General features: G+C 58.9%; 14 protein-coding genes, 1 tRNA gene and 1 pseudogene. 14 read left to right on the forward strand and 2 right to left on the reverse strand.

Annotated elements, in window-relative coordinates:
- Nucleotides 1-54: 54 nt before the first annotated feature.
- The 10 genes from tilS to mads8 all read left to right on the forward strand — a co-directional run bounded on the left by tilS (nt 55) and on the right by mads8 (nt 18723).
- Nucleotides 55-1467 (forward strand): tRNA lysidine(34) synthetase TilS, encoded by a 1413-nt coding sequence (tilS, locus tag ACUJB0_RS24840; protein WP_444847555.1) that lies wholly within the window; start codon nt 55-57, stop codon nt 1465-1467.
- A gap of 143 nt (nt 1468-1610) precedes the next feature.
- A complete protein-coding gene (locus ACUJB0_RS24845) occupies nt 1611-2858 on the forward strand; it encodes an aspartate kinase (RefSeq protein WP_161090694.1) in 1248 nt (415 codons plus the stop codon).
- A gap of 114 nt (nt 2859-2972) precedes the next feature.
- A tRNA-Ser gene (locus ACUJB0_RS24850) sits at nt 2973-3065 on the forward strand.
- 444 nt (nt 3066-3509) lie between these two features.
- Nucleotides 3510-3725 carry a methylation-associated defense system helix-turn-helix domain-containing protein MAD1 gene (gene mads1, locus ACUJB0_RS24855; protein WP_049053967.1) on the forward strand — a complete coding sequence of 72 codons (216 nt, stop codon included), beginning with the start codon at nt 3510-3512 and terminating at the stop codon, nt 3723-3725.
- Nucleotides 3718-5760 carry a methylation-associated defense system DNA methyltransferase MAD2 gene (gene mads2 / locus ACUJB0_RS24860; protein ID WP_444847556.1) on the forward strand — a complete coding sequence of 681 codons (2043 nt, stop codon included), beginning with the start codon at nt 3718-3720 and terminating at the stop codon, nt 5758-5760. The genes mads1 and mads2 overlap by 8 nt, the downstream gene beginning before the upstream one ends.
- Nucleotides 5757-5921: a hypothetical protein gene (locus tag ACUJB0_RS24865; protein WP_444847557.1), complete on the forward strand. Its 165-nt coding sequence runs from the start codon at nt 5757-5759 to the stop codon at nt 5919-5921. The genes mads2 and ACUJB0_RS24865 overlap by 4 nt, the downstream gene beginning before the upstream one ends.
- On the forward strand, nt 5918-7336 hold the full coding sequence (gene mads5 / locus ACUJB0_RS24870; protein ID WP_444847558.1) for a methylation-associated defense system restriction endonuclease subunit S MAD5: 1419 nt from the start codon (nt 5918-5920) through the stop codon (nt 7334-7336). The genes ACUJB0_RS24865 and mads5 overlap by 4 nt, the downstream gene beginning before the upstream one ends.
- Before the next feature lies 1 nt (nt 7337).
- Complete coding sequence (gene mads6, locus ACUJB0_RS24875; protein ID WP_444847559.1) at nt 7338-11504, forward strand: methylation-associated defense system protein kinase MAD6; 4167 nt, start codon at nt 7338-7340, stop codon at nt 11502-11504.
- Nucleotides 11504-13177 carry a methylation-associated defense system protein MAD7 gene (mads7, locus tag ACUJB0_RS24880; protein ID WP_444847560.1) on the forward strand — a complete coding sequence of 558 codons (1674 nt, stop codon included), beginning with the start codon at nt 11504-11506 and terminating at the stop codon, nt 13175-13177. Before mads6 ends, mads7 begins: the two co-directional genes overlap by 1 nt.
- Nucleotides 13174-18723 carry a methylation-associated defense system ATP-binding protein MAD8 gene (mads8, locus tag ACUJB0_RS24885; RefSeq protein ID WP_444847561.1) on the forward strand — a complete coding sequence of 1850 codons (5550 nt, stop codon included), beginning with the start codon at nt 13174-13176 and terminating at the stop codon, nt 18721-18723. Before mads7 ends, mads8 begins: the two co-directional genes overlap by 4 nt.
- On the opposite strand, the gene ACUJB0_RS24890 is transcribed toward mads8, so the two are convergent.
- Nucleotides 18713-18898 (reverse strand): IS66 family transposase, encoded by a 186-nt coding sequence (locus ACUJB0_RS24890; RefSeq protein ID WP_444847698.1) that lies wholly within the window; start codon nt 18896-18898, stop codon nt 18713-18715. The two genes, mads8 and ACUJB0_RS24890, sit on opposite strands and share 11 nt — an antisense overlap.
- A gap of 393 nt (nt 18899-19291) precedes the next feature.
- Here ACUJB0_RS24890 and ACUJB0_RS24895 point away from each other — a divergent pair, with 393 nt between their 5' ends.
- The 4 genes and pseudogenes from ACUJB0_RS24895 to ACUJB0_RS24910 form a co-directional block, all read left to right on the forward strand.
- Nucleotides 19292-20608 carry a recombination directionality factor gene (locus ACUJB0_RS24895; protein WP_444847562.1) on the forward strand — a complete coding sequence of 439 codons (1317 nt, stop codon included), beginning with the start codon at nt 19292-19294 and terminating at the stop codon, nt 20606-20608.
- An 8-nt stretch (nt 20609-20616) separates the two neighbouring features.
- A complete protein-coding gene (locus ACUJB0_RS24900; RefSeq protein WP_444847563.1) occupies nt 20617-21894 on the forward strand; it encodes a metallophosphoesterase family protein in 1278 nt (425 codons plus the stop codon).
- A complete protein-coding gene (locus ACUJB0_RS24905; protein WP_444847564.1) occupies nt 21891-24353 on the forward strand; it encodes a sbcc family protein in 2463 nt (820 codons plus the stop codon). Before ACUJB0_RS24900 ends, ACUJB0_RS24905 begins: the two co-directional genes overlap by 4 nt.
- A 224-nt stretch (nt 24354-24577) precedes the next feature.
- A pseudogene (locus ACUJB0_RS24910) lies at nt 24578-24944 on the forward strand (PDDEXK nuclease domain-containing protein); the annotation flags it as partial.
- A gap of 19 nt (nt 24945-24963) precedes the next feature.
- Here ACUJB0_RS24910 and ACUJB0_RS24915 read toward each other — a convergent pair.
- Nucleotides 24964-26010, reverse strand: coding sequence for a hypothetical protein (locus ACUJB0_RS24915; protein ID WP_444847565.1), 1047 nt, complete (start codon nt 26008-26010; stop codon nt 24964-24966).
- Nucleotides 26011-26036: the final 26 nt, after the last annotated feature.

A 26036-nucleotide genomic window follows, 5' to 3' on the forward strand; every position in this document is an offset into this window, starting at 1 on the left:
GCACGACACCACGACCGGGGGCCCTTGCCCCCGGTTTGCATTTTGGAGCAGCAATTGAAGAAGCAACAGATACCGACCTTGTCCTCAACCTTCGAACAGGCCGTCACGGCGGCGCTGGCGCTGCAGGGGGAGGGCGGCGCACGCATGGCCGTGGCCCTCAGCGGCGGCCTCGACTCGTCGGCGCTGCTCCACCTCGCGCACGCCTACGCTCAGGCGCATGGCGTGGCCTTGTACGCCTTCCACATCCACCACGGCCTCAGCGCCAACGCCGACGCGTGGCTGGCGCACTGCGAGCAAGCCTGCGCCGCGCTCGGCGTCACGTTCGAAGCGCGCCGCGTGCAGCTGGCCAACCAGCAAAAGAGCGGCACCGAAGCGGCCGCCCGCAAGGTGCGCTACGCCGCGCTGGGCGCGCTGTGCGCCGCGCACGAGGTCAAGCTGCTGCTGACCGCGCACCACCTCGACGACCAGGCCGAGACCGTGCTGCTGCAACTGCTGCGCGGCTCCGGCCCGGCCGGCCTGTCCGGCATGGACGCCGCAAACGCCGCGCCCGAACTGCTGGCCAATCCCGATCTGGTGATGGCGCGTCCGCTGCTGCCGGCCTCGCGCAAGCAACTGGCCGCGTATGTGGCCGAACACAACATCGCCTACATCAATGATGAATCCAACGACGACCCGCGCTTCGCCCGCAACGCGTTGCGCCACAAGGTGATGCCGGCGCTGGACGAGGCCTTCCCCGGCTACCAGGAACGCTTCGCGCGCAGCGCCCAGCACGCGCAATCGGCCCAACGCCTGCTGACCGAGTTGGCGCAGCAGGACCTTGCGCTGTGCCTGGTCGACGACTGCATCGACATCGCCAAGCTGCGCATGCTGAGCCTGGACCGCGGCTACAACATGCTGCGCCACTGGTTCGGCACCCGCCAGCTGCGCATGCCGAGCGCGGCGTGGCTGGCCGAGATGGTGGCCCAGCTGCTGGAGGCGCGCGACGGCGCCCAGCCGCTGGTCACGCACCCCGACTGCCACGTCCGCCGCCATCGCGACCGCCTGCACATCACGCCCAAGCTGGCCGACCTGGAAGGCACGCGCGAAGACGAGTTCGACAAGACGCCGGGCACCACCTTCCACTGGAACGGCGAAACCGAGCTGGCCTTCCCGGCCTACGGCGGCGTGTTGCATTTCGACCCGGCCGGCGAAGGCGAGGGCGGCTTGGCTGCCGACTGGCTGCGCGGCCAACCGTTGCTGATCGAATTCCGCAAGGGCGGCGAGCGCCTCAAGCCGGCCCACAACCGGCCGACGCGCGGACTCAAGTATCATTACCAGGCGCTGGACATTCCAGCCTGGGAGCGCTCGCGCCTGCCAGTGGTCAGCGCCCGCAAGCAGGTGTTGTTCGCGGCCGGGGTGGGCATGGATTGCAATCACCTGGTGGATGAAGGCGCTTCACGCTGGCGGCTGCGTTGGCAGGCTGTATAGACAATCGGGCTCATGTGCCGAATTTTGTATGTAGATATGTCTATTCGGTATGACATTATGAGTTTTTTGACTTGTTATTTTGCAGTGCGGCATGTAGAGTTAAGGGTTCCATTTACCTTTATTTGAGCGGAAAACTCACTGTTATGGCTTTAATCGTGCACAAATACGGCGGTACGTCGATGGGTTCGACGGACCGTATCAAGAACGTGGCGCAGCGTGTCGCCAAGTGGCATGACGCCGGGCACCGCATCGTCGTCGTACCGTCCGCCATGTCCGGCGAGACCAATCGCCTGATCGCGCTGGCCAAGGAAATCCAGGCCCAGCCGGATCCACGCGAGCTGGACATGATCGCCTCCACCGGCGAGCAGGTGTCGGTCGGCCTGCTGTCGATGGCGCTGCTGGCGATCGGCAAAAAGGCCGTGTCCTACGCCGGCTGGCAAGTCGCGATTAAAACCGATTCCGCTTTCACCAAGGCCCGTATCCAGTCGATCGACAACGAGAAGGTCAACCGCGACCTGGACGACGGCAAGATCGTCATCATCACCGGCTTCCAGGGCGTGGACGAGGGCGGCAACATCTCGACCCTCGGCCGCGGCGGCTCGGACACCTCCGCCGTGGCGATCGCCGCCGCGATGAAGGCCGACGAATGCCTGATCTTCACCGACGTCGACGGCGTCTACACGACCGACCCGCGCGTGGTGTCGGAAGCGCGCCGCCTGAAGGCGATCACGTTCGAGGAAATGCTGGAACTGGCGTCGCTGGGCTCGAAAGTGCTGCAGACCCGCTCGGTGGAATTCGCCGGCAACTACCGCGTGCCGACCCGCGTACTGTCGTCGCTGACCGACCCAATGCTGGACCTGGAAGTAGAAGCCAACTCGGGCACCCTGATTTCGTTTGAGGAAGACACACACATGGAACAAGCAGTCATCTCCGGTATCGCGTTCAACCGCGATGAGGCCAAAATCACCGTGCTGGGCGTGCCAGACCGTCCAGGCGTGGCGTACCACATCCTGGGCCCGGTGGCCGACGCCAACATCGAAGTCGACATGATCATACAGAATCAGTCGGTCGACGGTAAAACGGACTTCACCTTCACCGTCTCGCGCAACGACTACCAGCGCGCCATCGACGTGCTCAACAGCACCAAGGCGGAACTGGGCGCGGCCAGCATCACCGGCGACGCCAAGGTCTCGAAGATCTCGGTGGTGGGCGTGGGCATGCGCTCGCACGTGGGCGTGGCCTCGCAGATGTTCCGCACCCTGTCGGAAGAGGGCATCAACATCATGATGATCTCCACGTCCGAGATCAAGATTTCGGTGCTGATCGACGAAAAATACATGGAGCTGGCCGTTCGCGCGCTGCACAAGGCCTTCGAGCTGGAGAAGGCATAATTTTTTCGAAAAATATCGTCAGGTAGCCTTGACCAAAGTGGTCTCGCTCTATACTATGACGGTCGTCTGCTCTAGCGCAGTTTGGTAGAAAAGACATAGTTGAGTAATCGACTAGGAGACGTGGCCGAGTGGCCGAAGGCACATCCCTGCTAAGGATGCATACGGCTTATACCTGTATCGTGGGTTCGAATCCCACCGTCTCCGCCAAGCATTTTCAAAAAGCCCTTGATTTTCAAGGGCTTTTTGTTTTTCAAAGCCAGCGATCGCAGTTCTGCCCACAAACCTGCCCACAAATCATTATTCCCTATACCTGTTGTTTCTAAGGCACGGGGGAGGGGGGCATTCCCACACCTTTGAACTCTGTCTGTCGTAGGGCCTAGCCATTCGCTTCCGTATTGCCAATGTTGATTTACTTCTAACTCTGGCGCGCGACTAGCACTCGCGGGGAGCGGCATACCTCTGCAGGAGAAGGTTTTGGATTAAGTTTTCGGCGCTTGCGCTAAATGACATTGCCATTGCGAATGACCGCTCAAACGAATCAACATGGACTAACCCAATCAAACAAGGTTAAAGCCGACTTAACCCTGCGGAATTCGTGTAGACTGTACGCAATTGCCGCCTGAGTGCGGTTTATTTTGTTTGGATGCTGACATGGACGATCGCTGGCTCTCTGTCGATGAAATCGCCGATTACCTCGGTGTTGCAAAGGACACCATCTACACATGGGTGACTTCCAAGGGCATGCCTGGGCATAAGGTCGGACGTTTCTGGAAGTTCAAGAAAGAAGACGTGGACGCTTGGGTACGCGAGGGCGGTGCCGCTGCCAGCAGTGATGATTTTGACGACAAGGAGCCGCGCAATGTCTAAGCAACGCTCCGCACAGGATAACAACGATATGAGCGACCTCGATCAAGAAACACAAGCGCCTGAGAGTGCACTCGATGAGGGCAAGGTTTTCGATTACATCACCGGTAAACCGGTGAAGGATAGTGACAAGGAGCAGGTCCGCCAGCGCATCGCCCGCGCCGTCATTCATGAGTACGGCATCGCAGCCGAGGATATGGAGCCAGACTTTAAGGTCAAAGTTCTGGGAAAGAACCGCAAGCTCGACATCGCCATATTTAAACCTGGTCAAGCGCACACTGTAGAAAACCTCTATCGCGCCGTGGTTGTCGAAAAGGAGCCAAAGCTCGGTACTAAGGGGGCGTACCGCATGCGGGATCCAGAGGAGGCGCGCAAAGAGTTCGAGGTGCTCGAAGCCGTGATGGCTGAAGTCGGTAGTTGCGACTACGGTCTGTGGACTAATGGCCTGGAGTTCTTCTTCTTCAAGAAAGAGGTCACCCGCTTCGACACCAAGTTCAAGCCTATCGGTGACTGGCCTTTGGGTGACGACACCTTTAGCGTCGAGGGCCATTCGATGGGACGCCTGCGTCGGGCCGATCCGGTAATGCTGCGCACTGCCTTCCGCCGCTGCCACAACTATATCCACGGCAATGAAGGCATGCCAAAAGACGCTGCCTTCTGGCAGTTCCTGTACCTTATTTTCTGCAAGATGTACGACGAACAGCAGCCCAACGATGCTCGTCGTTTTTGGGTTGGACCCTTCGAACCGTTTGAGCCGGTCGGGCGCGAGCAAATTCGTCTGCGCATTAAGCCGCTTTTTGATGCGGTGAAGAAGAAGTATAGCGGTCTGTTCAAGGGCAATGAAGAGATCACCTTGTCCGACCGGGCCTTGGCCTTCATCGTTTCCGAGCTGGCGCGCTACGACTTTGGTCGAACCGACGTGGATGCCAAGGGCACGGCGTACCAAGAGATCGTAGGCACCAATCTGCGCGGAGATCGCGGCCAGTACTTCACTCCGCGCGGCGCCATCAGCCTGGTGGTCAAGATGCTTGCACCCAACGAGCATGAGCGCGTGCTCGACTCATCCTGCGGTACGGGTGGCTTCTTGGTCGAGACCTTGAACTACTTGAATAAGATCTTCCACGAAGAGAAACGCATCAAGGCAGGCGATGAGAACACCGAAGAGTTCGTCTCGATCCGAGATCGGCTGGCCAAATTCGCCGCTGACAACCTGTTTGGTGCTGATTTCGATCCATTCCTGGTTCGTGCCGCACAGATGAACGTTATGATGGCGGGCAATTCGCTGGGCCATCTTTATCACATGAACTCGCTAGAGTTTCCGGCAGGTCACCTTCCGGGTGTTCCTGCCGCGAAGGCTGCCATCCCACTCGGCACGATAGACGTATTGATGACCAACCCGCCATTCGGCTCAGACATCCCAGTTACAGAGAAGACCATCCTGGAACAGTATGAACTGGCTCGCCGTTGGGAGCGGCAAGGTGACGGATTTGTGATGACCAACGCCATCAAGCCCGCTGTGTCGCCTGAGGTACTGTTCATTGAACGCTGCGTCAAGTGGCTCAAGCCGGGTGGGCGTGCGGGCATCGTTTTGCCTGACGGCATCTTGGGTAATCCTGGTGATGAGTACATCCGCTATTGGATTCTTCGCCATTGCTGGGTGTTGGCGAGCATCGATCTGCCGGTGGAGTCCTTCATCGTGGAGGCCAACGTTAACATTCTGACCAGCTTGCTTTTTCTGAAGCGGAAGCCAGTGGAAGTGATTCAGGCGGAAGATTTGGGCCAGAAGAAGGACTACCCCGTCTTCATGGCGGTAGCTGAGAAGGTGGGCTTCGATCGTCGTGGCAACACGCTTTACAAGCGGCACCCCGATGGTGAAGAAATCTTGATTGATGTCAGCCACGAAGAGAAGGTCCGCATCGGCGGCGGTCTGCAAGTGCGAACGCTGCACCGCAAAGAGCGAATCCTCGATGACGATCTGCCCGAAATCGCCAACGCGTATGCCGAGTTCCGCGCTCAACATCCGGAGCCCGGCAAATGATTAGGCGACTGGAAGGCTCATCCCATAAGGAAGCCATCATTAAGCCTGCGATTTCTCAAAAACTGGCTGATCACACCTCGATCAAGGGATCCATTGGAGTTGCCTCCGCCGAAATGGGAAGTGAGTATTTTGCATGGTTTCGCCAGGAGGCCGCAGCATGACTTTTACGAGTTTCAAGTTTGCGCGCATTGTCCGCTCTAGTTGGCTTGACGAAGGTGGCCGCCGGCTCGATTGCAACCCATACATGTCTGGAGCCCAAGAGGCTAGAGATGCGCTACGCCGCTTGAACGTGCGCAAGGACGCGCTGCTGACCGTCACTGCCGGCTACTCGGGCGGTATCTACAACGGTCCTGTGTTCTCTCGCATTTGGGTGAGTCATTCGGACCACGGCGTTCCATTCCTCGGCAGCAGCGATATCTCCAATGCGGATTTGGCTACGCTGCCTCTTTTAAAGAAGTCTTACGCACAGTCCAAGAAGCTCGCGCATCTGGAATTGACGGAGGGAACGACGCTGATCACGTGTTCTGGGACGATTGGCCGTATGGCTTATGTCCGCCCAGACATGGCTGGGATTTGGTCATCGCAACACGTCATGAAGGTGGTGCCTGACCCCGACACGATTCCTGCCGGTTACCTCTACGCTTTTCTTTCGAGTCGTTACGGAGTGCCCCTCATAGTTTCAGGCACCTACGGCGCGATTATTCAGCATATTGAACCCGAACACATTGTAGGCCTGCCGGTACCGAGATTTGACGATCACACCGAACGCGCCATCGCCACAAAGATGGACGCGGCAGCTCGTGCTAGGGCTCAGGCGGTAGATTTGCTATGTGAAGCGGCTGAGCGCTTGCACACGAGGCTTGGGCTACAGTACCCCACGCCTGTGGCGTCCTTGCCAACTCCTGACGTGACCATGGTTTCCAGTGAAGTCTTTAGGGATCGCGGCGATGCGTACTATTACAGCAAGCGAAATGCGGAGTCTCGCGATGCACTTGATTGTGTTGCGGACAATCTTCAGCTGGGAGATGTGGCTGAGGTATTCATTCCAGGCATTTTCAAGCGGCTTTATGCTTCTGATCCGCAATTTGGTAGCCCGTACATTACAGGAGGGGACGTTTTCGAGTTGGCTCCGACATCAGAAAAATACCTTATGAAGCGAGTTGCCGCTGAATACCGCTTGCTGCTTAGGAAGGGAATGATTGTTGTGCAGGAGGCTGGGCAGCTTGGTGGTTTAATTGGCCGCTCTGTAATGGTTGGTAGCTATCTAGATGGTTTTTCCTGCAGCAATAACATGATTCGCATCGTTCCTCAGGACGACATCGATGGTGGCTATCTGTTCGCTTTGTTGTCCAGCGAACATGGGGTTCGATTGTTGTCCCGGGAGGCTGCGGGCTCCAGCATTCCTCATACCGATGAGCAACGCGTTAAGCGAATTCAGGTGCCGTGGCCTTCGCGAACAGACCGCGAATATATCGGTGCCCCAGCGATTCGCGCCCGTGAGTTGAGGGATCAAGCTTGCGATTGGGAGCGCGAAGCGCGAGACATGCTTGAAGAGAAAATTCTAGAAGGGGAGTGAGATGGCCAAAGTGATCCCAGTGGGCCAGCCGGTCAACGATGCAGAGCGCAGCGCAATCGCTTACCTGCGGGATCGCTTGCCAGACAATTTCGTCCTGCTTCACAACTTCGAGATTGAGCGTCAAGGCGAGCGCTTTGAGGTCGACATCGCGCTGTTGGCCCCGCACGCCTTGTACCTGATCGACGTGAAGGGTACGCGCGGCACCATCGATGTATATGGCAACAAGTGGTACCCCGAGGGGCGTGCGCCGTATCCGTCACCACTGGGCAAGTTGCGAAGCCATGCCCGGACGGTGAAGGGCTTGGTGACTCAAGCCAATCCAGGGCGGCATGAGCTGGACGACATCTATGTGGATGCCGCCATCCTGCTCACGGCGCCGGATGCGCACTTGAACGACCGGGAGCAGCTTGATGCGGATCGTGTTGTAAAGCTGAAGGACGCTGAGCGCTACTTCAAGGACGCCACGCGCATTCCGTCGCGATTCTCCAAGAACATCCTCCAACAGCAAGGGCTGATTCTTCATGCATTGAAAGTGGTCAAGCCTGCCTCCGCTGCGCAGCGCTTCGGGCACTGGCAAGTGAAAGAAAAGCTCGGGGCGGCAGATGCCTACACGGAGTTCCGTGCCGAGAACGCATTCGCGGGGGGGACTGCCCGCTTGCGGGTATACGAGGCTGACCCCTATTTACCGGAAGATATTCGCAGGGCGCAGGTCAACCGAATTGCGAACGCCTACCGGGCTCTTTCGAAGCTGCCATTGCACCCCAATATCGTGGCTGCGCGAGATTTTTTTTCGACCGATGATGACAAGTCGTTCATCTTAGTCCTCGATGACGCACCGGGCCAGGCACTCACGGTGCATATGGCTCGGCCTCAGTTGGCGCTGACGCTGGACCAGAAGTGGCGAGTCGCCAAAGACCTGCTGGCCGCGCTCTCGCATGCGCACCATCACGGAGTGGTCCACCGCAACCTAACACCTGGTGCGATCCTGATTGGGCAGGATGGCACGACACGGATCACCGACTTTGATTTCGCAAAGCCCGGTGTGGACCGTAGCCTGACAATTGCCACGGACATTGTGGATTTGGTGGAGAAAGCCTATGTGGCGCCGGAGGCGTTCAGGGAGCCTGGTGCTGCGTCGCCGTCATCAGATGTTTTTTCGGCTGGCGTTATTCTCTATGAGCTGTTCACTGGGGAGCGTCCATTCGCGGGCGAGCCAACCACAGTGTGGGATCGAGTTGGCGAGTTTTTGAACAAACCTTCCGCGTTGCGGCCTGAGCTGAACGGGGCTTTTGACGACTGGCTGCAGAACCTGTGCGCGTTTGATGAACACAAGCGGCTGACTGCCTCGGCAGCGTTGACTGCGCTGAATGCCTTGCTGCAGCCCATGGCTCAATCAAGTACGGGCCCAATTGAAACCCCTAAATCTGAGTTGCTTGATGCGGTGGAAGGAAGTCCAGCCGACTATTTGAACCTCGCTGCAGGCTATCGACTGACTCACAAGTTCATCGTTGAGAAGAAATTGGGGCGAGGCAGCTTTGGCGTTGTTTACAAAGTGATCGATACCTTGGGTGATGTGGCGCGCGCGGTGAAGCTCATTGTCAGCGACCGGCATTCGACTCTTGAGCGCCTGAAGAAGGAGTATCGCCACCTGGTGCACATTCCAGAGCACCCTCACGTTGTGCGTGTGCTGGATGCGGATGTGATCCCAGGGCGCGGAATTCCCTTCCTCGTGTTCGAGTATGTGGAAGGTTCCGACGTAGGCGACATGATCCAGGAGCGCCTGCTGTCGCCGGAGGATGCACTGGAGCTGGGTAAACAGGTGATAGAAGGGCTGGTGCACCTACATGCGCAGGGCTACCATCACTGTGACATCAAGCCGCGCAATCTACTTTGGACGCAGAAGGGCGCCAAGATTATCGATTTCAACGTGTCGGTGCGTGCTGACGACAAAGAGTCGCGCGGCGGCGGTTCCCGGCGCTATCTGCCGCCCGACTTCGACCCTGAGGTCATTCCCCATAATGGTGAGCGCGCTGACCGTGATCTATACGCATTGGGCCTGACTTTATATGAGGCGCTGACATCCCGTTACCCTTGGGACACGACCGAGCCGCCTATCAATAAGCCTGCGCCTGACCCGCGCGATCTGTCGGGCTTCGCCGACTTGGCGCCGGAACTGGTGAATGTGGTGTTGAAGGCCATTGCCCCGCGCCGGGCTGAGCGCTTTTACTCAGCCATCGATTTTCGGAATGCGCTGGCAGAGGTGCGCCATGCGCGACGAATTCAAACCGTCAGCCTGACTGCCATGGTGACGGCAGCCAGCAGTGGTCAAGCCGTGCTGGCCAGCCCAGTGCCCAACAGCAACGCCTTCGTCTCGCATCTACTGACCCTATACAGCCAAAGTCGACGCAGCAATGCAGGTACGCGAGGCATGGATCCTCTGGGCTTCTCCGCCTACGTGGACACCGCGCTGGATCGGGCCTTGTTGCCCGCAGTGTTGCAGGGGGAGTTTCGGTTAGTTCTAATCTCGGGGAATGCAGGCGATGGTAAGACTGCCTTCTTACAACGCTTGGAGAAAGAAGTTGAAGCCCGTGGAGGCGAAGCTAATCGAGGCTTGCCCAATGGCAGTGAACTCACGTTGGCGGGCGAACGCTATCTGATCAATTACGACGGTAGTCAGGACGAGGGCAACAAAGACAACAATCAGGTTCTGCTGGATTTCCTGGCTCCGTTTAAAGGCAGCGACGCAAAACTGTGGAAGCCTCAAGAGACCCGCCTGATCGCCATTAATGAAGGCCGGCTGGTGGATTTCCTTGCGACGCACGAGGAGGAGTTTCCGGCATTGACAGGGGTGGTTCGGCGAGCCTTCTCAAGCGGTGAAGTCGACTCTGGCGTGGCCGTGGTGAATCTGAACCTGCGCAGTGTCGTTGCGGACGCTGATGGCGGTTCGATTCTGGAGCGCACACTGCAAAGCATCGTACAGCCCAAGAATTGGGCCGCTTGCGAGCAGTGTGACCTCAAGACCAGTTGCTATGCCTTGCACAACGCTCGTAGTTTTCAGGATGATATTGCTGGCCCGCGTTTGCTGGAGCGCCTCAGAACGCTGTACACCATGGCGCACCTGCGCGGGCGCTTGCACATCACGATGCGTGATCTCCGGTCGGCACTTTCCTTTATGTTGATCGGAAACCGTGACTGTGCCGAAATCCATGCGCTGTACGCAGCCGGTAAACATGATGAAGTGGCACGCAGTTTCTACTTCAATAGCTGGATGGGGGGGGGGCAAGCCTCGTCGGATCGATTGCTCACGCTGCTGCGCGACCTGGATGTAGGTAAGCAGGAAGACCCTCGCTTCGACCGAGGGCTGGACTTTGTGCAGCCCGATGACCGCGCCTTGTTCCGTTTTGAGCGCCGCGGGCAGTTCGATTTCGAAGTGTTGAAACGGCTGTTTGGTGAACTCCCTCGTGGGCTGCCAGATTCTTCCGTCGGTCAGCGGGCACGCAAGCATCGGGAGTACGTGGCCATGGCTCGCCGTAAGCATTTCTTTGAGCGGCGCGACACGAGCTGGGAAAAAATGCTGCCCTATCGCTCCGCCAAACGCATGGTGGAGATCGTCCGAGGGGCCACGCCCATTGAAGAACTCACTAGCGAAATCCTACATGCCATCAACCGAGGTGAGGGCCTACAGCGACCTGAGCGGCTGGGTGCGAGTCTGGCGTTGCAGTTGCGACAGGTAGAACACGGTACGGTTAGGAGTTACCGACTCTTCCCCGTCGAGCGATTTGGTTTGCAGGTGCAAGACTTTGCGGCGAAGGCGCGCTTCGTAGAGCACTTGCCGACTGGTCTGCTGCTGAAATTCGAGGGACAAGGCGCCGGCGGGATCACCAGCGAGTTGATCATCAACCTGGATGTGTTCGAGATGTTGGTACGCCTGAATGAAGGTTACCGGCCGAGCGTTGAGGAAATGCAGGGCTTCTATCTCTGCCTCGGTGTTTTCAAGAACAGCCTGAACGCGCAGCCCTATAGAGAAATTCTGCTGACCACCACAGGGCACGACTTCTATCGCTTGGCTCGCCATGACGATGGTCGAGTGGAGATGCGTTTGTTACAGGGCGCGGAAAAGGGTATGTGCCAGGAAGAAGGCGTGGAAAACGGAATTAGGGGGAACTGATGGCATTGCAGAAAAAGGACAGGGAGTTCCGCCTCCCTAAAATCAGCTATCTCGACTTCAAGACGATCGAGATGGACCGGGTGCTTACAGGCCTGTTCGAGCGACTGGAGCACGGCGGCTACCCGAGCGTCTTTCGCGACAAGCGTGAGCTGACCGTGGACAAGTTCGTCGATGATATTCTGGATGCCAGCGATAAATTCTTGGGCTTTACGCAGCACCGGGACATGGTGGAGCGTTGGGTGGAAACCCATTTGATGGATATTGTGAACCGGGGGAAGAAGAACGCTGCTGTGGCTGGCCCGCGCCCCCTGCACGGCTATACCTATCGCTTTCGCAATCCGAAGCACTCACGTGACTACGGCGCGTCCCAGCATCTGTATCAAATGCTTCATCATGCACGGCATCTTGCTGGCCACAAGGCCATCGAACACCTGAAGGGTTTCTTCTTCGATGGCTTTGACAAGGTCACACGTGAGCTGAATGAAAAAGCGCTGACCGACATTGAGACCGCCACGCTGTTGCACTTCTTGTCTCAGCGAAAGGACACGGCAGATACACGTGCCGGAGGTGACCGCTTCGCACCCGCATGCATCGGGTCTGCCGACCTGATGGCCGAGGACGTCCAGCGACTGCTGTTCTACAAACCCTTCATGCCACGTTCGGTCATGGTGGAGTATCTAAAGGTGCTGTTGTCGTTCCACCTGGCGCTGTATCACCTTCGCCTGCTGAAGCTGCTGCCTGCCTGGCAGAAGCTGGAAGGCGCAAATTCGCTGTGCGCCGAATCGGCATGCCCGATGAAGCCCCGGGAACAGCGCAATCCGCAGGGCGACTGCCCCTACAAGCTTGGCTTGTTTGTTGATCTATCTGGCAGCGCGGATTTGGCAACGGCGACGCTGGCCGAGCGAAGTGCGGACGGATATTACCGGCGCATTCCCAGTTTTGTCCGTGCGTACTTTGTTGCGAAGAAGTTGGACGAGTTTTCAGAGCATCTGGTACGTCGCGGCAAGCTGATCCGGCCCCTAAATTCTGTCTTTTCCGTCGGTGAGCTCTATGGGCTGCAGGGCGAACTCTTTGCGGAAGAGCGGGACAAGTTCTTCGGCGAACGCTTGGCCGGCCTTTTGGAATCGCTGGCCGAAGGGGATGCGGGCTTGGACGCGGAAGTCGAGGCCATCACCAAGATGGGGCTTCCAGATTTCGAGACTTACATTGAGATTCTGGTGGCCCTGCGTGGCGCCTTCCACCGAAAGTACATCATCGAGTCGCTTGACGCGACGATGCTGAAAAACAAGGCGGGAGCGCTGCTCGCGCAAACGCGCGCGCGTAACGCTCCGCGACGATTTGTGCTGGAAAGCCGTTTGCTGGAGGTGCTGCTGCAGATTGCGGTCTTGCGACCTGGTGGCGACCAAGGCTACTTCACGGGTGAAATGCGGATCGATGACCTGCTAACTTTCTTGCGTGAGCGTTACGGCATCTACATCGACCAGCTGCCGCCTGGAGAAGGATTCAACACGCCAACGATCGACGAGCGCAGGGCGCTGCGAAGCAATGTGCAGGCCTTTACTGGGCGCCTGCGCGAGATTGGGTTCTATCGTGACCTTTCGGATGCCTATGTGACACAAACCGTTGTACCCCGCTACAAGATTGCGGAACGAGCCGAGGGAGCGAGTGCATGAGCCAAGGATTGCGTGAACTCACCAGCCAAGAGCTGAATGCTGCGCTAGAGTCGGTCCTGCTGCCGAAGCTTTCCAAGTTCTTGGCGGCCCGCGACCTTGGGCATTGCATGCGGGTCACCGACTTGGACCGTGAGCTAATGATCCGGTTGGCAGGTGGCCTCCGTGCGGTGGTGCCGTCTGCCAACGTCGTGGTTCTGGCTGATGACAGTCTTCGTGGTCTAGCTCCAGATTTAGCTGTTAGCAGTACCAAACTAGTCGAGTTGAGGAATCCTTTACCTAATGATGAACTTCGACCGCCGCTGTTAGTGTTTGTGCCGAATGACCTGCGCGCTTCCGCGGAGGACTCCTTTGGGGTTGCCACGTTTGAAGAGGTGTCGATCGACGGAGCCTATGCAGAGCTAAATGCGCAGCTGATCGCGCAGGTCCCAACCAATCTTCGTGTGGCCGTCGAGGCTTGCCTGGGTGAGCTACGCCGAGGTGAGACCCGGTGGCGATATGCCGACGATGCTGCCGTGGCACGGTACTTACTGACCTGCCAAATCAATGATTTTGATCCGGATGCCATGGGTGCGGCGTTGTTCGAATTAGCCCTGGTACCGGATTTTGATCTGTACCGGCATGCAGAGCACGCACCCGCTCGGGTCGCGCGCAATCGCGAGTGTGTCGAACGCATAACTTGGTCCACTAAGACTGAGCGCGTTCGCCCTCTGGAGCTGGGGTTGTTCGATCCTTTGTTCTGTAAGCAGCTGGGTGAGTTCTTTTCGCGGGTCGGCGTTGCCAATCCAAGGGAGTGGGCGCAACTTATCGTCCGTGATCGGGTGAATTGGCCTCTCGCTTTCAACAAGTGGCTTTTTGAAGACGGCGGCGTGAATCCTGACGCCATCTACATCGGCGATGTGACCCTGCCAGACTTGCCGGTGGTGAAGGATGACAATGAAGACCCACGCTTGGCTGAATTGATCGGGCATAGGGTATTGCCCATCTCAAAGACGGGGTTGAAGAAGTTCAGTGTCGCGTTCCGCGTCGACCCCTTGCCATCTAAGGTGGAGGGCCTGTCCCGTTTTGTTGCCGAGGTGATTTCGCGCGACAATGGTCCAACCGGGCTGCGGCGCCGCAAAGCGGCCTGGACCAAGGGCACGGATTCGGGGGTGATAGCATTTTTGTCGATAGGCAAGATAGACTGGGAAGAGGGCTGGCATTTCGTTCGGGTGTATGCAGAAACTGAGGATGGTGACCGCATTCCGCTCGCTGACGGCGAGGGAAATCCCGTGCGATTCAACAGCGATGCGACTGCAACGCATTCTAATGCCAACGAGAGCGATCTCTTCTATGTAGTTACCGATGATGAGATTGAGGTTGAGCCGCCACAACGCGCGGTTCCGCGTGAGTCGAGTTTGATGCACGCATTGCTCCGCGCACGCTTCGCCGCGGTAGCTCAGGATCGCGACCCTAATTCAGTCTCGATCACGGGTTGTGCGTGGGTGGAGCGAAGCAGCAAGGCCGCGACCAGCGGCGAGATCTTGGAGATTCGGCTGGGCAAAGAGGGCAAAGCGAACGTCTTGGTCTCTGGTGTGTTAGCCAGCCTTGAACGAGCGTTTCTTGATGATCCTGATGGTCTTAACCGATTGAGATTGTCGGTCAGCGCCTCTGGTGTCGCCACACGTTCAACAACATCGTTCACATGGCCCACCTCGGACGAGGTGGTTCGTTTCAGGGAAGCTCGTGCGACGCTCTTTGAAGCAGTCCTTCAAGGCGATCAGCGCCTGATCATGCAGGGTAGCGACCTTCTGCAACTGGAGGAGCCTGCTGAAAACTATGCCGCTACCTACTTGGCTTGGCTTGACGCGGTGCTGGTCCGATCCGGCTCTACCGATGCAGCCGTTGTGCGTCAGGCAATGGATGAGCTTCGATGCGCGCTCAGCATCGATTCGGTGTCTTTGGTGCTCGAAGACTATCAAGGCAGACGGCGAGACGCCGTGCTGTTGGGGCCCACACATCCGCTCCGCGTAAATTGGCATTCCGCGTGGAGTCGACTCGGACAGACTTGGATGGAGCGGAGTCGGGCAAGCAATCGTGAGTTCGTGGTTCCGACCCGGGACGCGGTGATTAGGCAGCTTGCGCCTGCAGCGTTTCCACCAGTACTTCCCTTTGGTGAGGAATTGGGCCGCACGGCGCTGGCCGTGGATAACATCAATCCGTTTTGGTCGCTGTATGCCGCGACCGATGAGGAGGACCCTCGTGGTTTGGTCGGGGAGGTTTGTGCCGCCCTCGGCCTGCAGGAGCCGGCCATTGGCGGAGCAACCATCGACAGCGCCTATTTGGCAGCGCGGGTCCAGCGCTACTTGGTTCAGCACCCTTATGTTGAGACCTTGACGATTAATGCCTTTAACGCTGGCCGTGCAGGGGCATTGGCGGAAGTTTTGTTGGCGCTGCAACGGCATCCTGAGTTTTCCGATCTACGTTACGACATCCGGGTGTTCGTACTTGATCCGGCGGCCCCATCGACTGCGGAGGCTCTACTAGAACTGTTGGCGCCAGATTCTGGAACGAGTGCGAAGGAGGCCGATGCGTTTTCAACGCCGACTGAGAGCCATTTGCATCCAAAGCTGCGATTGGCAATCAGGGGGATCAAAGAATTCCGCGACGCCCCTGATCTTCATGCCGCCCATCTGTCATTTTTGTTTGACTTGTTCCCCGCCGAGGAAATTCGGGCTGTAGGCGTTCGAGACACGGATGATTCCTCGTTCGTTCACGGCCTAGTTCAGCCGTTTGAGGTGGAATACCTGGAGGATGAACGTTCCATCACCTGGCTTCGTCGCCCGTTGCATGGTGTCGCGCAACCGCTGGATGGTGCAGAGGCGCTGTCTGACCTGTTAGGGGGGATCTCGCGCGCAGTGTCGGTTGCCGTGGCGACTGTCGCTTGCAGCCAATACATGCCGCACGCGCGTCCAGTTGTTGCACTGAGCTTGTCAGCTGACGAGCGCGCGATGCTTCATCAGGTGCACGAAGTGAGCGATTGGGTATTCACGATTGATCGAAATCTTGGCATCGAATTCTTTGATCATCGCCGGCACTCTACTCGGCCGGACTATTTGATTGATCATTCGCCCGACATGGCCAATGCGGTGAGTCATCGCCTGGCAATCACTTCGCGCTCGGTTGCGGAATTGGAGTCTTTGCTGGTACCGATCCTGGGCGAATACGGCCTGCCGAACACTGGACGCCACGCCCTGGTGATGCTGGATCAACTGCGATCGCTGTCTGGCCGTCTAGCGCTGAAATTGTTGTCCTCGTCGTCGCAACGGGCTGAAGCCATGGGCCTCGCGCTTTCGCGCTTGTTCCTTGAACATCAAGGCGTTTTCCAAAACCAGGTCGTAGTGCCATTGGACGCGCATTTGGAACTATATAAGGCCCTTCGGCAGAATGCCGAAGAGATGGGAGATGAGGTCAATTTCCGACGAACCGATCTGGCGCTGTTCGATCTCGACCCGTCCAGTCGTGAGGTAACTTGCCGATTGGTCGAGGTCAAGTGCTACAGTCAGGTTGGTGATGTGGCGGCCTACACACAATTGAAGGCGTCCATTGCCGAGCAGATTGCACAAACGGAACAGGTAATCGCTTACCACTTCGACCCTAAGCGCGCTGAAGTGGATCGTCCTGATCGCCCGATCAAGAACCGTGATCTTGCGGCATTGCTGGGCTTTTACCTGGATCGATCAAAGCGGTATGGCGTCGTTTTGCCTGACGCTGCAGAAGAAGCGCTTTATTTCTTGCGACGCCTCGACGAGCGTCCTTACACGCTGAAATTCACGCGAAGCGCTGTAGTGTTTGACTTCAGCAAACCCGGGACAGAGCCGGCTGAGCACGAGAATGGTATCGAGTACTACCGAATCGGCAGCGACCTGATTAGGCAGCTGGTTGAGTCGGCTGTTGTCGATACCGAAAGCGTGCTTAACCTGCAGGTCGCCCGGCCTGCAGAAACTGCGCGGGAGGTCACCCAGGAACTGCTGCGTCGTAGGGAGCTGGCACCCGCCGTCCCGACCTTTGAAACAGCTGCCTTCATCAGCCCGCCCCGTGATCGAACGCTGGCTTGGGATGATAGTCCTCGCGCTACACACCGCACTGTCGAAGTCGTCCCTGCGCAACAAGCCCACGAATCTGAGCCTATCGGGCATATGCACCATGTGGTCGTCGCTCCTTCTTCTCAGCCACAATTCGTCGAACCTGAGTCAGGACCATCCGCTTTTGGACAACAAGAGTTGAGTCCTGTGGCACCGGAGAACGAGATTGTGGCGTCTGGCGCCGTCGTGCCTTCTATTGCTGCTGTCCTAGCGGTCGATGGCCCGGTTGCCTTTGACATTATGCTTGGTGCCACTGGATTAACGCCTCAGTACGGAATTCTGGGCGAGGTGTCCGGGCGTAAGGTCGCGCTAGACCTTAATCAAACTCACACCATCAGCCTGTTCGGCGTTCAGGGCGGGGGGAAGAGCTACACATTAGGCAGCGTTGCAGAGATGGCCTCGTTGGCTATTCCTGGCATTAACTGCCTGCCTGAGCCGCTTTCCACAGTGATCTTCCACTACAGCCCGACCATGGACTACAAGCCCGAGTTCACATCGATGGTAGGGGCGAATAGTGTCGAAGATCAGGTTCGCGCGCTGAAGGAAATATACGGTGCTGAACCAAAAGCACTCGCAGATGTCCTGCTACTTGTGCCGGCAGACAAGATCGAAGAGCGGCAGCACGAGTATCCGGACATCGAGGTTCGGCCGTTACAGTTCTCCTCATCAGAGCTCAAGGCGTCACATTGGAAGTTTTTGATGGGGGCCGTCGGCAATCAGGCCACTTACATTCGCCAGATCATGCGCATCATGAAGGCGATGCGCGATGACATCACGCTTGAGGGGTTGCGCGCGGGTATTGACGGGTCTTCCGTTCCCGATCACTTGAAGGAACTAGCTAGGATGCGGCTCGACTTGGCCGCTGAATATATCAACGATGCCACAAGGCTCTCCGACGTGGTGAAGCCGGGGCGGCTGATCATCGTAGATCTGCGGGACGAGTTTATTGAGAAGGATGAGGCACTCGGACTGTTCGTTGTGCTTCTGCAGCTATTTGCCGATGCGCGGATCGATGGGCGCAGTTTCAACAAGCTAGTGGTATTCGATGAGGCCCACAAGTATATCGAGAGTCCTGACCTGGTGGCCGGACTTATTGAAGTAGTAAGGGAGATGCGTCACAAGGGCGTCAGCATCATGGTGGCAAGCCAAGACCCCCCATCCGTGCCTGTAAGTCTGATTGAGCTGTCCAGCCAAATTATTATGCACAAGTTCAACTCTCCGGCTTGGCTGAAGCACATTCAGAAGGCTAACGCCGCGCTCGGCAACTTGACACCTGAGCGCATGGCCCTGTTGAAAGCGGGTGAGGCCTATGTGTGGTCAAGTAAGGCGACGGACGAGTCCTTCTCCAAGGGGGCGGTGAAGCTTCGTTGTAGACCCAGGGTTACCCAACACGGCGGAGCGACGCGGGTAGCAGTCAAGGATTGATTTGCGCCAGGCAGGCCAGTTCGGTGGGCCCGTCGGTGAACAGGGACTTGTAGCCGACATAGTCGTCCGCCGTTAGATGGCAGCGCCAGCCATGCAAGGAGGTGCGCGCGTGCGCGCCGGCCCGGCTGGTCTGGTAGAGAAGGGCTGTTTGTTTAACCTGCTGAAAGGGGACTATGGTGGGAAACGAAGTCGATCACATAGTGGTGCTGCGGCGCCGTTCCGGCCATATGGCCCCGCGTAATTGAAGACGCGGACGGCCAAGGACTAGGGTCGCGCTCTGTTCGTCAACGCCGGCCCGTGCTAGGTAGCGAAGCGCGATCCTCATGCCGAATGAACTGCACAGGCGCAGGCCGTAGGCCAAGTGGTTGGCTGTCTCGTGGTCGATCCTACGGGGCATTTGTCTGGTTGTGTACATAGTGTCAAATGATTGCAGAGTTTCGAATGCGATTTTTTGATGTGGAGCAGTGAGCAGCACTATTTCGCGACGGGAGGCGCGGACAACCTTTTGGGGTTGACGTTGAGCGGAATGGCGAGATCCTGATGGTGTAGTCAACCACAGGAGGAAACCATGAAAAGCGACATCGCCGTCTTGAAGGACAGTCAGACGCCTGTGCCCACGGTGCTGGGCCAACGTTCCGCGCGCATACCGACCGCCGGCAAGATCAGGGCCGGCATCAAAGTGCTGACGCGCCGCGCCCAGGACAATGCTCACGCGCGCGACATTTACCAGCGCGGCATCGAAGAGGGGCGCGGCTTCGACGACATCGAGCGCGCCCTTGCCCAAGCGCTGCCCGAGTTGCAGCACCCCCTGGTCCCCAAGAACGTTCCGTACTTTACCGTGCGCGGCACTGACTTTCCCAACCCCGAAACCGCGCGCCAGATTCTCGATCTATATGGCGAGGATCGTGGCGACGGCGTGCGCCGTCTCTACCGGTTTCCGGTCGTCTTCCCGGCCGACGTGTGGCAGGCGGTGATGCCGCACGATCTGGTGTGCTGGGGTGCCGGCGAGAAGAAGTTCTGGAGCGAGTACGCGCCCGATGGCCGCACACGCCTTTGCAAATGCTACGCGCCGGTGCCGCAGGACCGCACGTCGCGCAAGCCGATTCGCATCTTCGGCGGACGCCGCACGCAGCTTCGCGCCGAGAACAGCGGCATGTGCGACCCGGAGTTGTGCCCCGAATACCAAGCACGCAAATGCAACCTTTCCGGGCGCTTCATTTTCTACGTTCCCGGCATTCGGTCGTGCGACGCCTTCGAACTGCCGACCAACAGCCTGTACTCTATGACGCGCGCAATCGAGAAGTTCGAGGCGCTGGCGTTCCTGCGCGGCGGCCGCATCTCGGGCTTCCTCGACGCCAACCGCACGCCGTTCTACATCTCGAAGGTCGAACGCGAGGTTCCGCACATCGACGAGCAAGGCCGCAGCGTGCGGACCAAGGTGTGGCTGATCGAGATGGAGGCCCCGATTGATGTCGCCGCATTGCTGAACGTCGGCGACGGTGAGACGGTGCGCGAGGCCGACGCTGCGGCCGTGACGCTTGAAGCACCATCGCCGGAGGGGCCGGCCGGAGCCAGGGAGCCGCTGGCGCGCGATCACTTCGAACCGGAACCGACGCCGGAGCGCGCCGACGTAACCGCGACACCCGCTTCCGCCCCGATGACCGGCGGCGGTATCGACGAGGTGGAGGCCATCCTCGGCGTGGTCGACGCCTTCGGCATGGACCGCGACCGCTTCGAGGCATTCGCCCTGAAGAAGTGGGGCGCCGGCTGGAAGCGCAACGCCGGCGGACGTTCCCGCGTGCTGGCCGTCCTGGAAAGATGCGAGGACGCGGCCGCGCTGGTGGCCGAGGTCGACGGCGCGCCGGGCGCCGCTTCGGAAGCGTGAGGTGTGCGATGGATATCCGAATCGCCCATTTCTCCGACCTGCACTATGCGCCGGAAACCCTGGTCGAAGTGGACCGCTGCTTTGCGTTCGCGGTGGACGCGGCCATTGGACGCGGGATAGACGCCGCCGTCATTTCCGGCGACGCCACCGACCACGCGCAGAACCTGCATTCGCCTGCCGTCGATGCGCTCGGCCGCAATGTGCGCAGGCTGGCCGACCACTGCCCGGTGCTGATACTGCAAGGGACGTTCTCGCACGAGCCGCCCGGCACCCTGAACGTCTTCCGGCATTTCGGCGGCCGATATCCCGTGCACGTGGCGGACCGGCTGCAGCAAGTCGCGCTCGATGGAGAGGGACGCTGGCACCTTTCCGATGGATGGCGTTTCGAGGCGCTCCCTGATGGCACGCGGGCACTGTTTTCCGCCCTGCCGACCGTGAACAAGGCAACGGTCGCCGCAGCCGCCGGCGCGGCTGCGGCTGCGGAGGAGGTGGGAATGCAGTTGTCCACCTTGTTGCGAGGGTATGGCTGTGTCAATGACGGGGCGCGCAGGCTGGGCATCCCGACGGTCGGCGTGGCGCACGGCACTGTCCACGGGAGTACCAACGAACATGGCGTGCCGATGGCCGGCAACGACCACGAATTCACGACCGGCGCGCTGTTCGCGGCGCGCGCCAGCGCGTTCATGCTGGGGCATATCCACTTGCACCAGGCATGGGAGAGCGATGGGCGCCTGATCGCCTACGCCGGCTCGCCGGCGCGGCTGCATTACGGCGAGGAGGGCGACAAGGGATTCCTTATCTGGACCGTTGGCGCGGCTGGCAGTCGCTTCGAGCGGATCGCCACGCCGGCGCGGCGCACGATCGACCTGTGTTTCGACGGTCCGCCAGATCCCGCCTGTATCCGCGCGCGCATCGATGAACTGGATGTCGAAGGGGCGTTCATTCGGGTGCGCTGGCAAGTGTCGGAGGCGGAGCGCGACCAGGTCGACCGTACGGCGCTGCTGGCCGCGTTGACCGGCGCGGCGCAGGTCAAGCTGGAAGGGCGGGTGCTGCCGGTGCAGATCGCGCGCATGGCGGGCATTTCCCGGATGGGACTGCGCGATCGCATCACCGTCTGGGCCGAAGCCGCCGGCGAAGATGCCGCGCCATTGCTGTCGTGCGTGGAGTGGCTGGCTGCGCGCGATACCGAGTCGATCGCCCGGACGATATTATCAAGCGGAGCGGCCCCTGTTCGGCGGGAAGTGAACCGTGCCGCCATGATCACTATGGAGGAGGGCGCGTCATGAAGCCTGTTTCGCTGTACCTGAGAGGATTTCGCGGCATCCGCGACGGGTTGGGCCGTGACGAGCTGTCGCTGGACCTGGCCGCTCTGACAGAAGGCGCGCAGCTGATCGCCATTTGTGGCGCGAACGGACGTGGCAAGACGACGGTGCTGGACAACCTGACCCCGTATCCGACCATGCCTTCGCGCGCCGGCGGCGACGGCAGCGGGGCCTTTTCCTACTATGACCACGTGTTCCTGCCGGAGAGCCTGAAGGATCTGGTGTGGGAGCACGGCGGCCGGCGCTACCGCTCCCAGCTCGTCATCCGCAACGAGAGCCGGCGCCGGACCGAAGCCTATCTGCATGTGCTGGAGAATGCGCGCTGGTGCCCTGTCAGGACCGATGACGGGACGGTCGCCGACGGAAAGATGGAAACGTACATGCGGTGCCTCGACGCGGTGTTGGGGGCCGAGCGCACATTCTTCGTGTCCGCGTTCGCGGCGCAGGGACGGCGCCAGCTCTGCGCGTACCGCACCGGCGAAGTCAAGGCGCTGCTGGCCGATCTGCTCGGATTGGAGGACATCCGCTGCAAGGGACAACAGGCGGCGGAAGTGGTTAAGCTGCTGCGGGTCGGATTGGGCGCCGCGCGCGACGAATTGTCGGCGGCGGCGCTGGAGATGGATGCGGCGAATCTGGACGGCGCCCGTCTTCCGGCCATCGTCCGCGACATCGCGGCCGCGCATGTACGGCGGTCGTCAACCCTCCAGAGTATCGATGTGTTGCACAAGACCTTGGCGAGGCTGGAGGCCGAGCGCGCCCAGTTGGCCGATCGTACGGCCAACCGTGCTGCGTTGCAGACGGAGTTGGCCGGCCTGACCGCCTCGATGGCCCGGCAGGCCTCCGAACACGCCGCCGACCGCCAGCGGGAAGCAGGGCGACTGGCGCGCCTGCGACGCGAGGCGCAATGCCGGTGCGCGGACCAGCAACGCGCCCGCGCGGCGATCGACGGGCAACGCGGATTGGCGTGTGCTGTGATGGGCGAGGCCGACGTGATCCGTCGCGCGTCGCGCCGTCTTGGCATGGTGCGCGTGGTGGTCGCGGCACGCGAGCAGCGCGCGCTGCGTTGCCGTGAGGTGGCCGCGGAACTGCGCACGGTGGAGGAGCGGGAGCGCAGCCTCGCCAAGGAAATCGAATCGGTCGAGCGCATGGCCGGACAGGCCGCGCTGCGGCTGGAGGACGTGCAGCGGCGCCATGGGCTGACCCTGACCGTCCCCTGCAAAGGCATGCCGATGCAGCGGGATTGTCGCTTGCTGGCGGACGCCCACGCGGCGCGGCCGTTGATCCCGGATGCCAGCGCGGAGTTGGCGCGCCTGAACGACACGCGCTCCGAACTGCGCGCACAGTTGGCGCAGTTGAGGGTGCGGGCCGCCCGGCTGCGCCTGGCTCCCGACCAGCTCGCGGACGCGGAGGCGAAACTGGCTCGGTCGCGGCGGCGTGCCGAAGGCGCCACGGCGCTGGCGGCGCGCAGCCGGGAGCTTGCCCAGGCGGAGGCGACCATCCAGGATTGCGACGAGCGGCTGGAGCGCCTGGAACAATCGGCGCGGACGAGCGAGCGCCAGCAACTGGCGGAAACAACGGCGGTCGAGGCGGCCATCGCGCAGATCGATGCACGGGCGGTGCGGCATCAAGCCGAGCAAGGCGCGGCGTGCGCGAGCTTGCGGCAGCGGCTTGCCCACTTGCCACCTGAGTTTGACGAGGCGCGTATCGCGGCGGCCGCGGAAGCGCTGCGCGTGGCGCAGGTTCAATCGCAGGCGGATGAGGCGGCTCTGGGACCGCTGTTGCGCCAGCGCGCCGCCGCCGAAGAGGCGCTGGAGGCGGCGGACAAGCAGCGCGAGCGGTGCGCAGCCCTGCAGACGAGGTGCAGCGCGATCGAGACCGAACTGTCCACCTGGACCATGTTCGCCAAGTGCATGGGCAACGACGGCCTGATTGCATTGATGATCGACGACGCCGGGCCTGAGCTGTCGAGCCTTGCGAACGACCTGCTGGTGGCCTGCTATGGACCGCGCTTCACATTGTCCATCCGGACGCAGGTAGAAACCGCCAAGGGTGAAGCGCGCGAGGGCTTCGACATCGTGGTGCACGACGCCGAAGCCGCACAAACCAAACCGGTGACCCAGATGAGCGGGGGAGAGCGCGTGTGGATCAACGATTGCCTGACGCGCGCCATCGCGCTCTATCTCGGCCAATGCTCTGGGCGACACTATGAGACGCTCTTCACCGATGAGTCCGACGGCCCACTGGACACGGAGCGCAAACGCATGTTCATGCGCATGAAGCGGCAGGTGTTGAGTGTTGGGGGATACGAGCGAGAGTACTTCATTTCGCAGACGCCCGAGATGACAGCCATGGCCGATGCGGTCATTGACCTGGACTTGATGCTTGCGGATCTGTTTAGTTGTGCTAGCTCCGATCTGATCTGACAAAGAGTGTCTGGCTGACGACCGGAAGCAGCCGCCCCAATATAGTTAGTCCGTTTCGTTTTTCTCAACACTAGAAAGATCTAGGGTGTTGTGATTGGAAGGCGGGACATGCACCTGCGGGCGCCGTCACTCTAATACGGTCACAAGAGACAGCAATTTTCAACCGGTACTCACCACTCGGACACACCGATGACGGTGGCCATTGCATAACTCCGTTTGAAGGGGTAGTGGCGGTGGAGTTGAAGATCAGTGAGTTCAAGGCCGCGCACAAGGGGCAGATGGACCTTTACTTGCGCAGGCTGGACAAGCACGAGCGTGAGTCGGAAGAAGCCCCACCACTGGGATCATCCTTTGCACCGGCAAGAAGCGCTAGCAGATCGAACTGCTGGAGTTGGACAAGTCGGGCATTCACGTCGCTGAATACCTGACCAGTTTGCCGCTGCGTGCGGTGCTGGGCGAGAAGTTGCAGCAGGTGACGAACGGGCGCGGTTACAGACTGAGCAGCGGCGGCTTAGCGAGAAACCTGACAGCAGCATCTGTGCGACTCGACGCGCCGCTGTCGGGTCGCTGGCGTCTGGCTTTGTCCTATGACTACTTATGCTGCACTGTGCTATCTAGCAGATTTTTGAAAAACCAATCCTTCCTGTTTTCTTTCAAGATAGATTTGAAGGTACTTCGAAATCAATTGCCTAGTCTGGTTCAATGGCAATTCACTTACCTCTCCCTTCATTGCGTGGAAGAAATCATCTCTAGTCTTTTTTATGCCCTTGAGTTTTTCTATATCCTTGTCAGCATCTTCGTCCCCATAATAGCTTGATAAAGCCGCGAACTTATCTACTAAGCGATACTTGTCGGTCATAACGGTAAGCATACGACTTGAAAAATCCTTATGCGCTGTAGCGCCGTTGATATTTATGGTTATGCTTAATTGTATTTCTTTAAACTGTTTTACGACAAACATCTCAAGCGCCGTCCATGCGGCAATAAAAGCGTGGAGATGGCCGCTCTTGTCTGGCGTAAGAGACTCTGAATAGATATCAATTATCGTATTTATTTCTTTGTCGTGATAGAGGATGAATGCCAATTTTTCTGCAACTTGCACCTCTTCCATGCCTAATTCCGCCATTAAGTCTCCCTCGGAGATAGAGGCAGGATGGGGCCTACTGATTATCGTGGAATGATCGTCAGTAATGTAGTATTGCTCATAGATGAAATCATAATTTTTCGAGAGAAGATTTCCTCTGGAGAATGTCATTGCCACAGAAACAGATTTAAAAGCACGTTCCGCATTTAGTTTTAACGGGGCTTTGACGTAAGCCGGCAACTCGGAGTTTTCTTCTTGATAACCTTTGATAATGTCGAAAGGCAAACTTGATTCGACATGAATCACGGGATGATGCAGAGCTTGAAGGATCAAGCTCTTTTGACGAGATTCAAGTTTATCTCTGCTCTTGACATCAAGAGCACCAATCCCTTTCTCGCCCAGCGGTGAAATAATCCTCTGAACTAGTCTTTCATAAGCATTTGATCCGAGAAGTCGAATCACAACACTCCCGTCTTGAAGCAATAGCGAATCCAACTCCGGATTCGGATCGAGAATGCCTTTGGCAGCATAAATGCAGCAATAGTGAAATGTCACATCAATTGATCTCTGCATGATATTTTCATTAAATTATTGTAAAT

Source organism: Duganella caerulea (assembly GCF_040362985.1).
Taxonomy (GTDB): Bacteria; Pseudomonadota; Gammaproteobacteria; order Burkholderiales; family Burkholderiaceae_D; genus Rugamonas; species Rugamonas vulcania.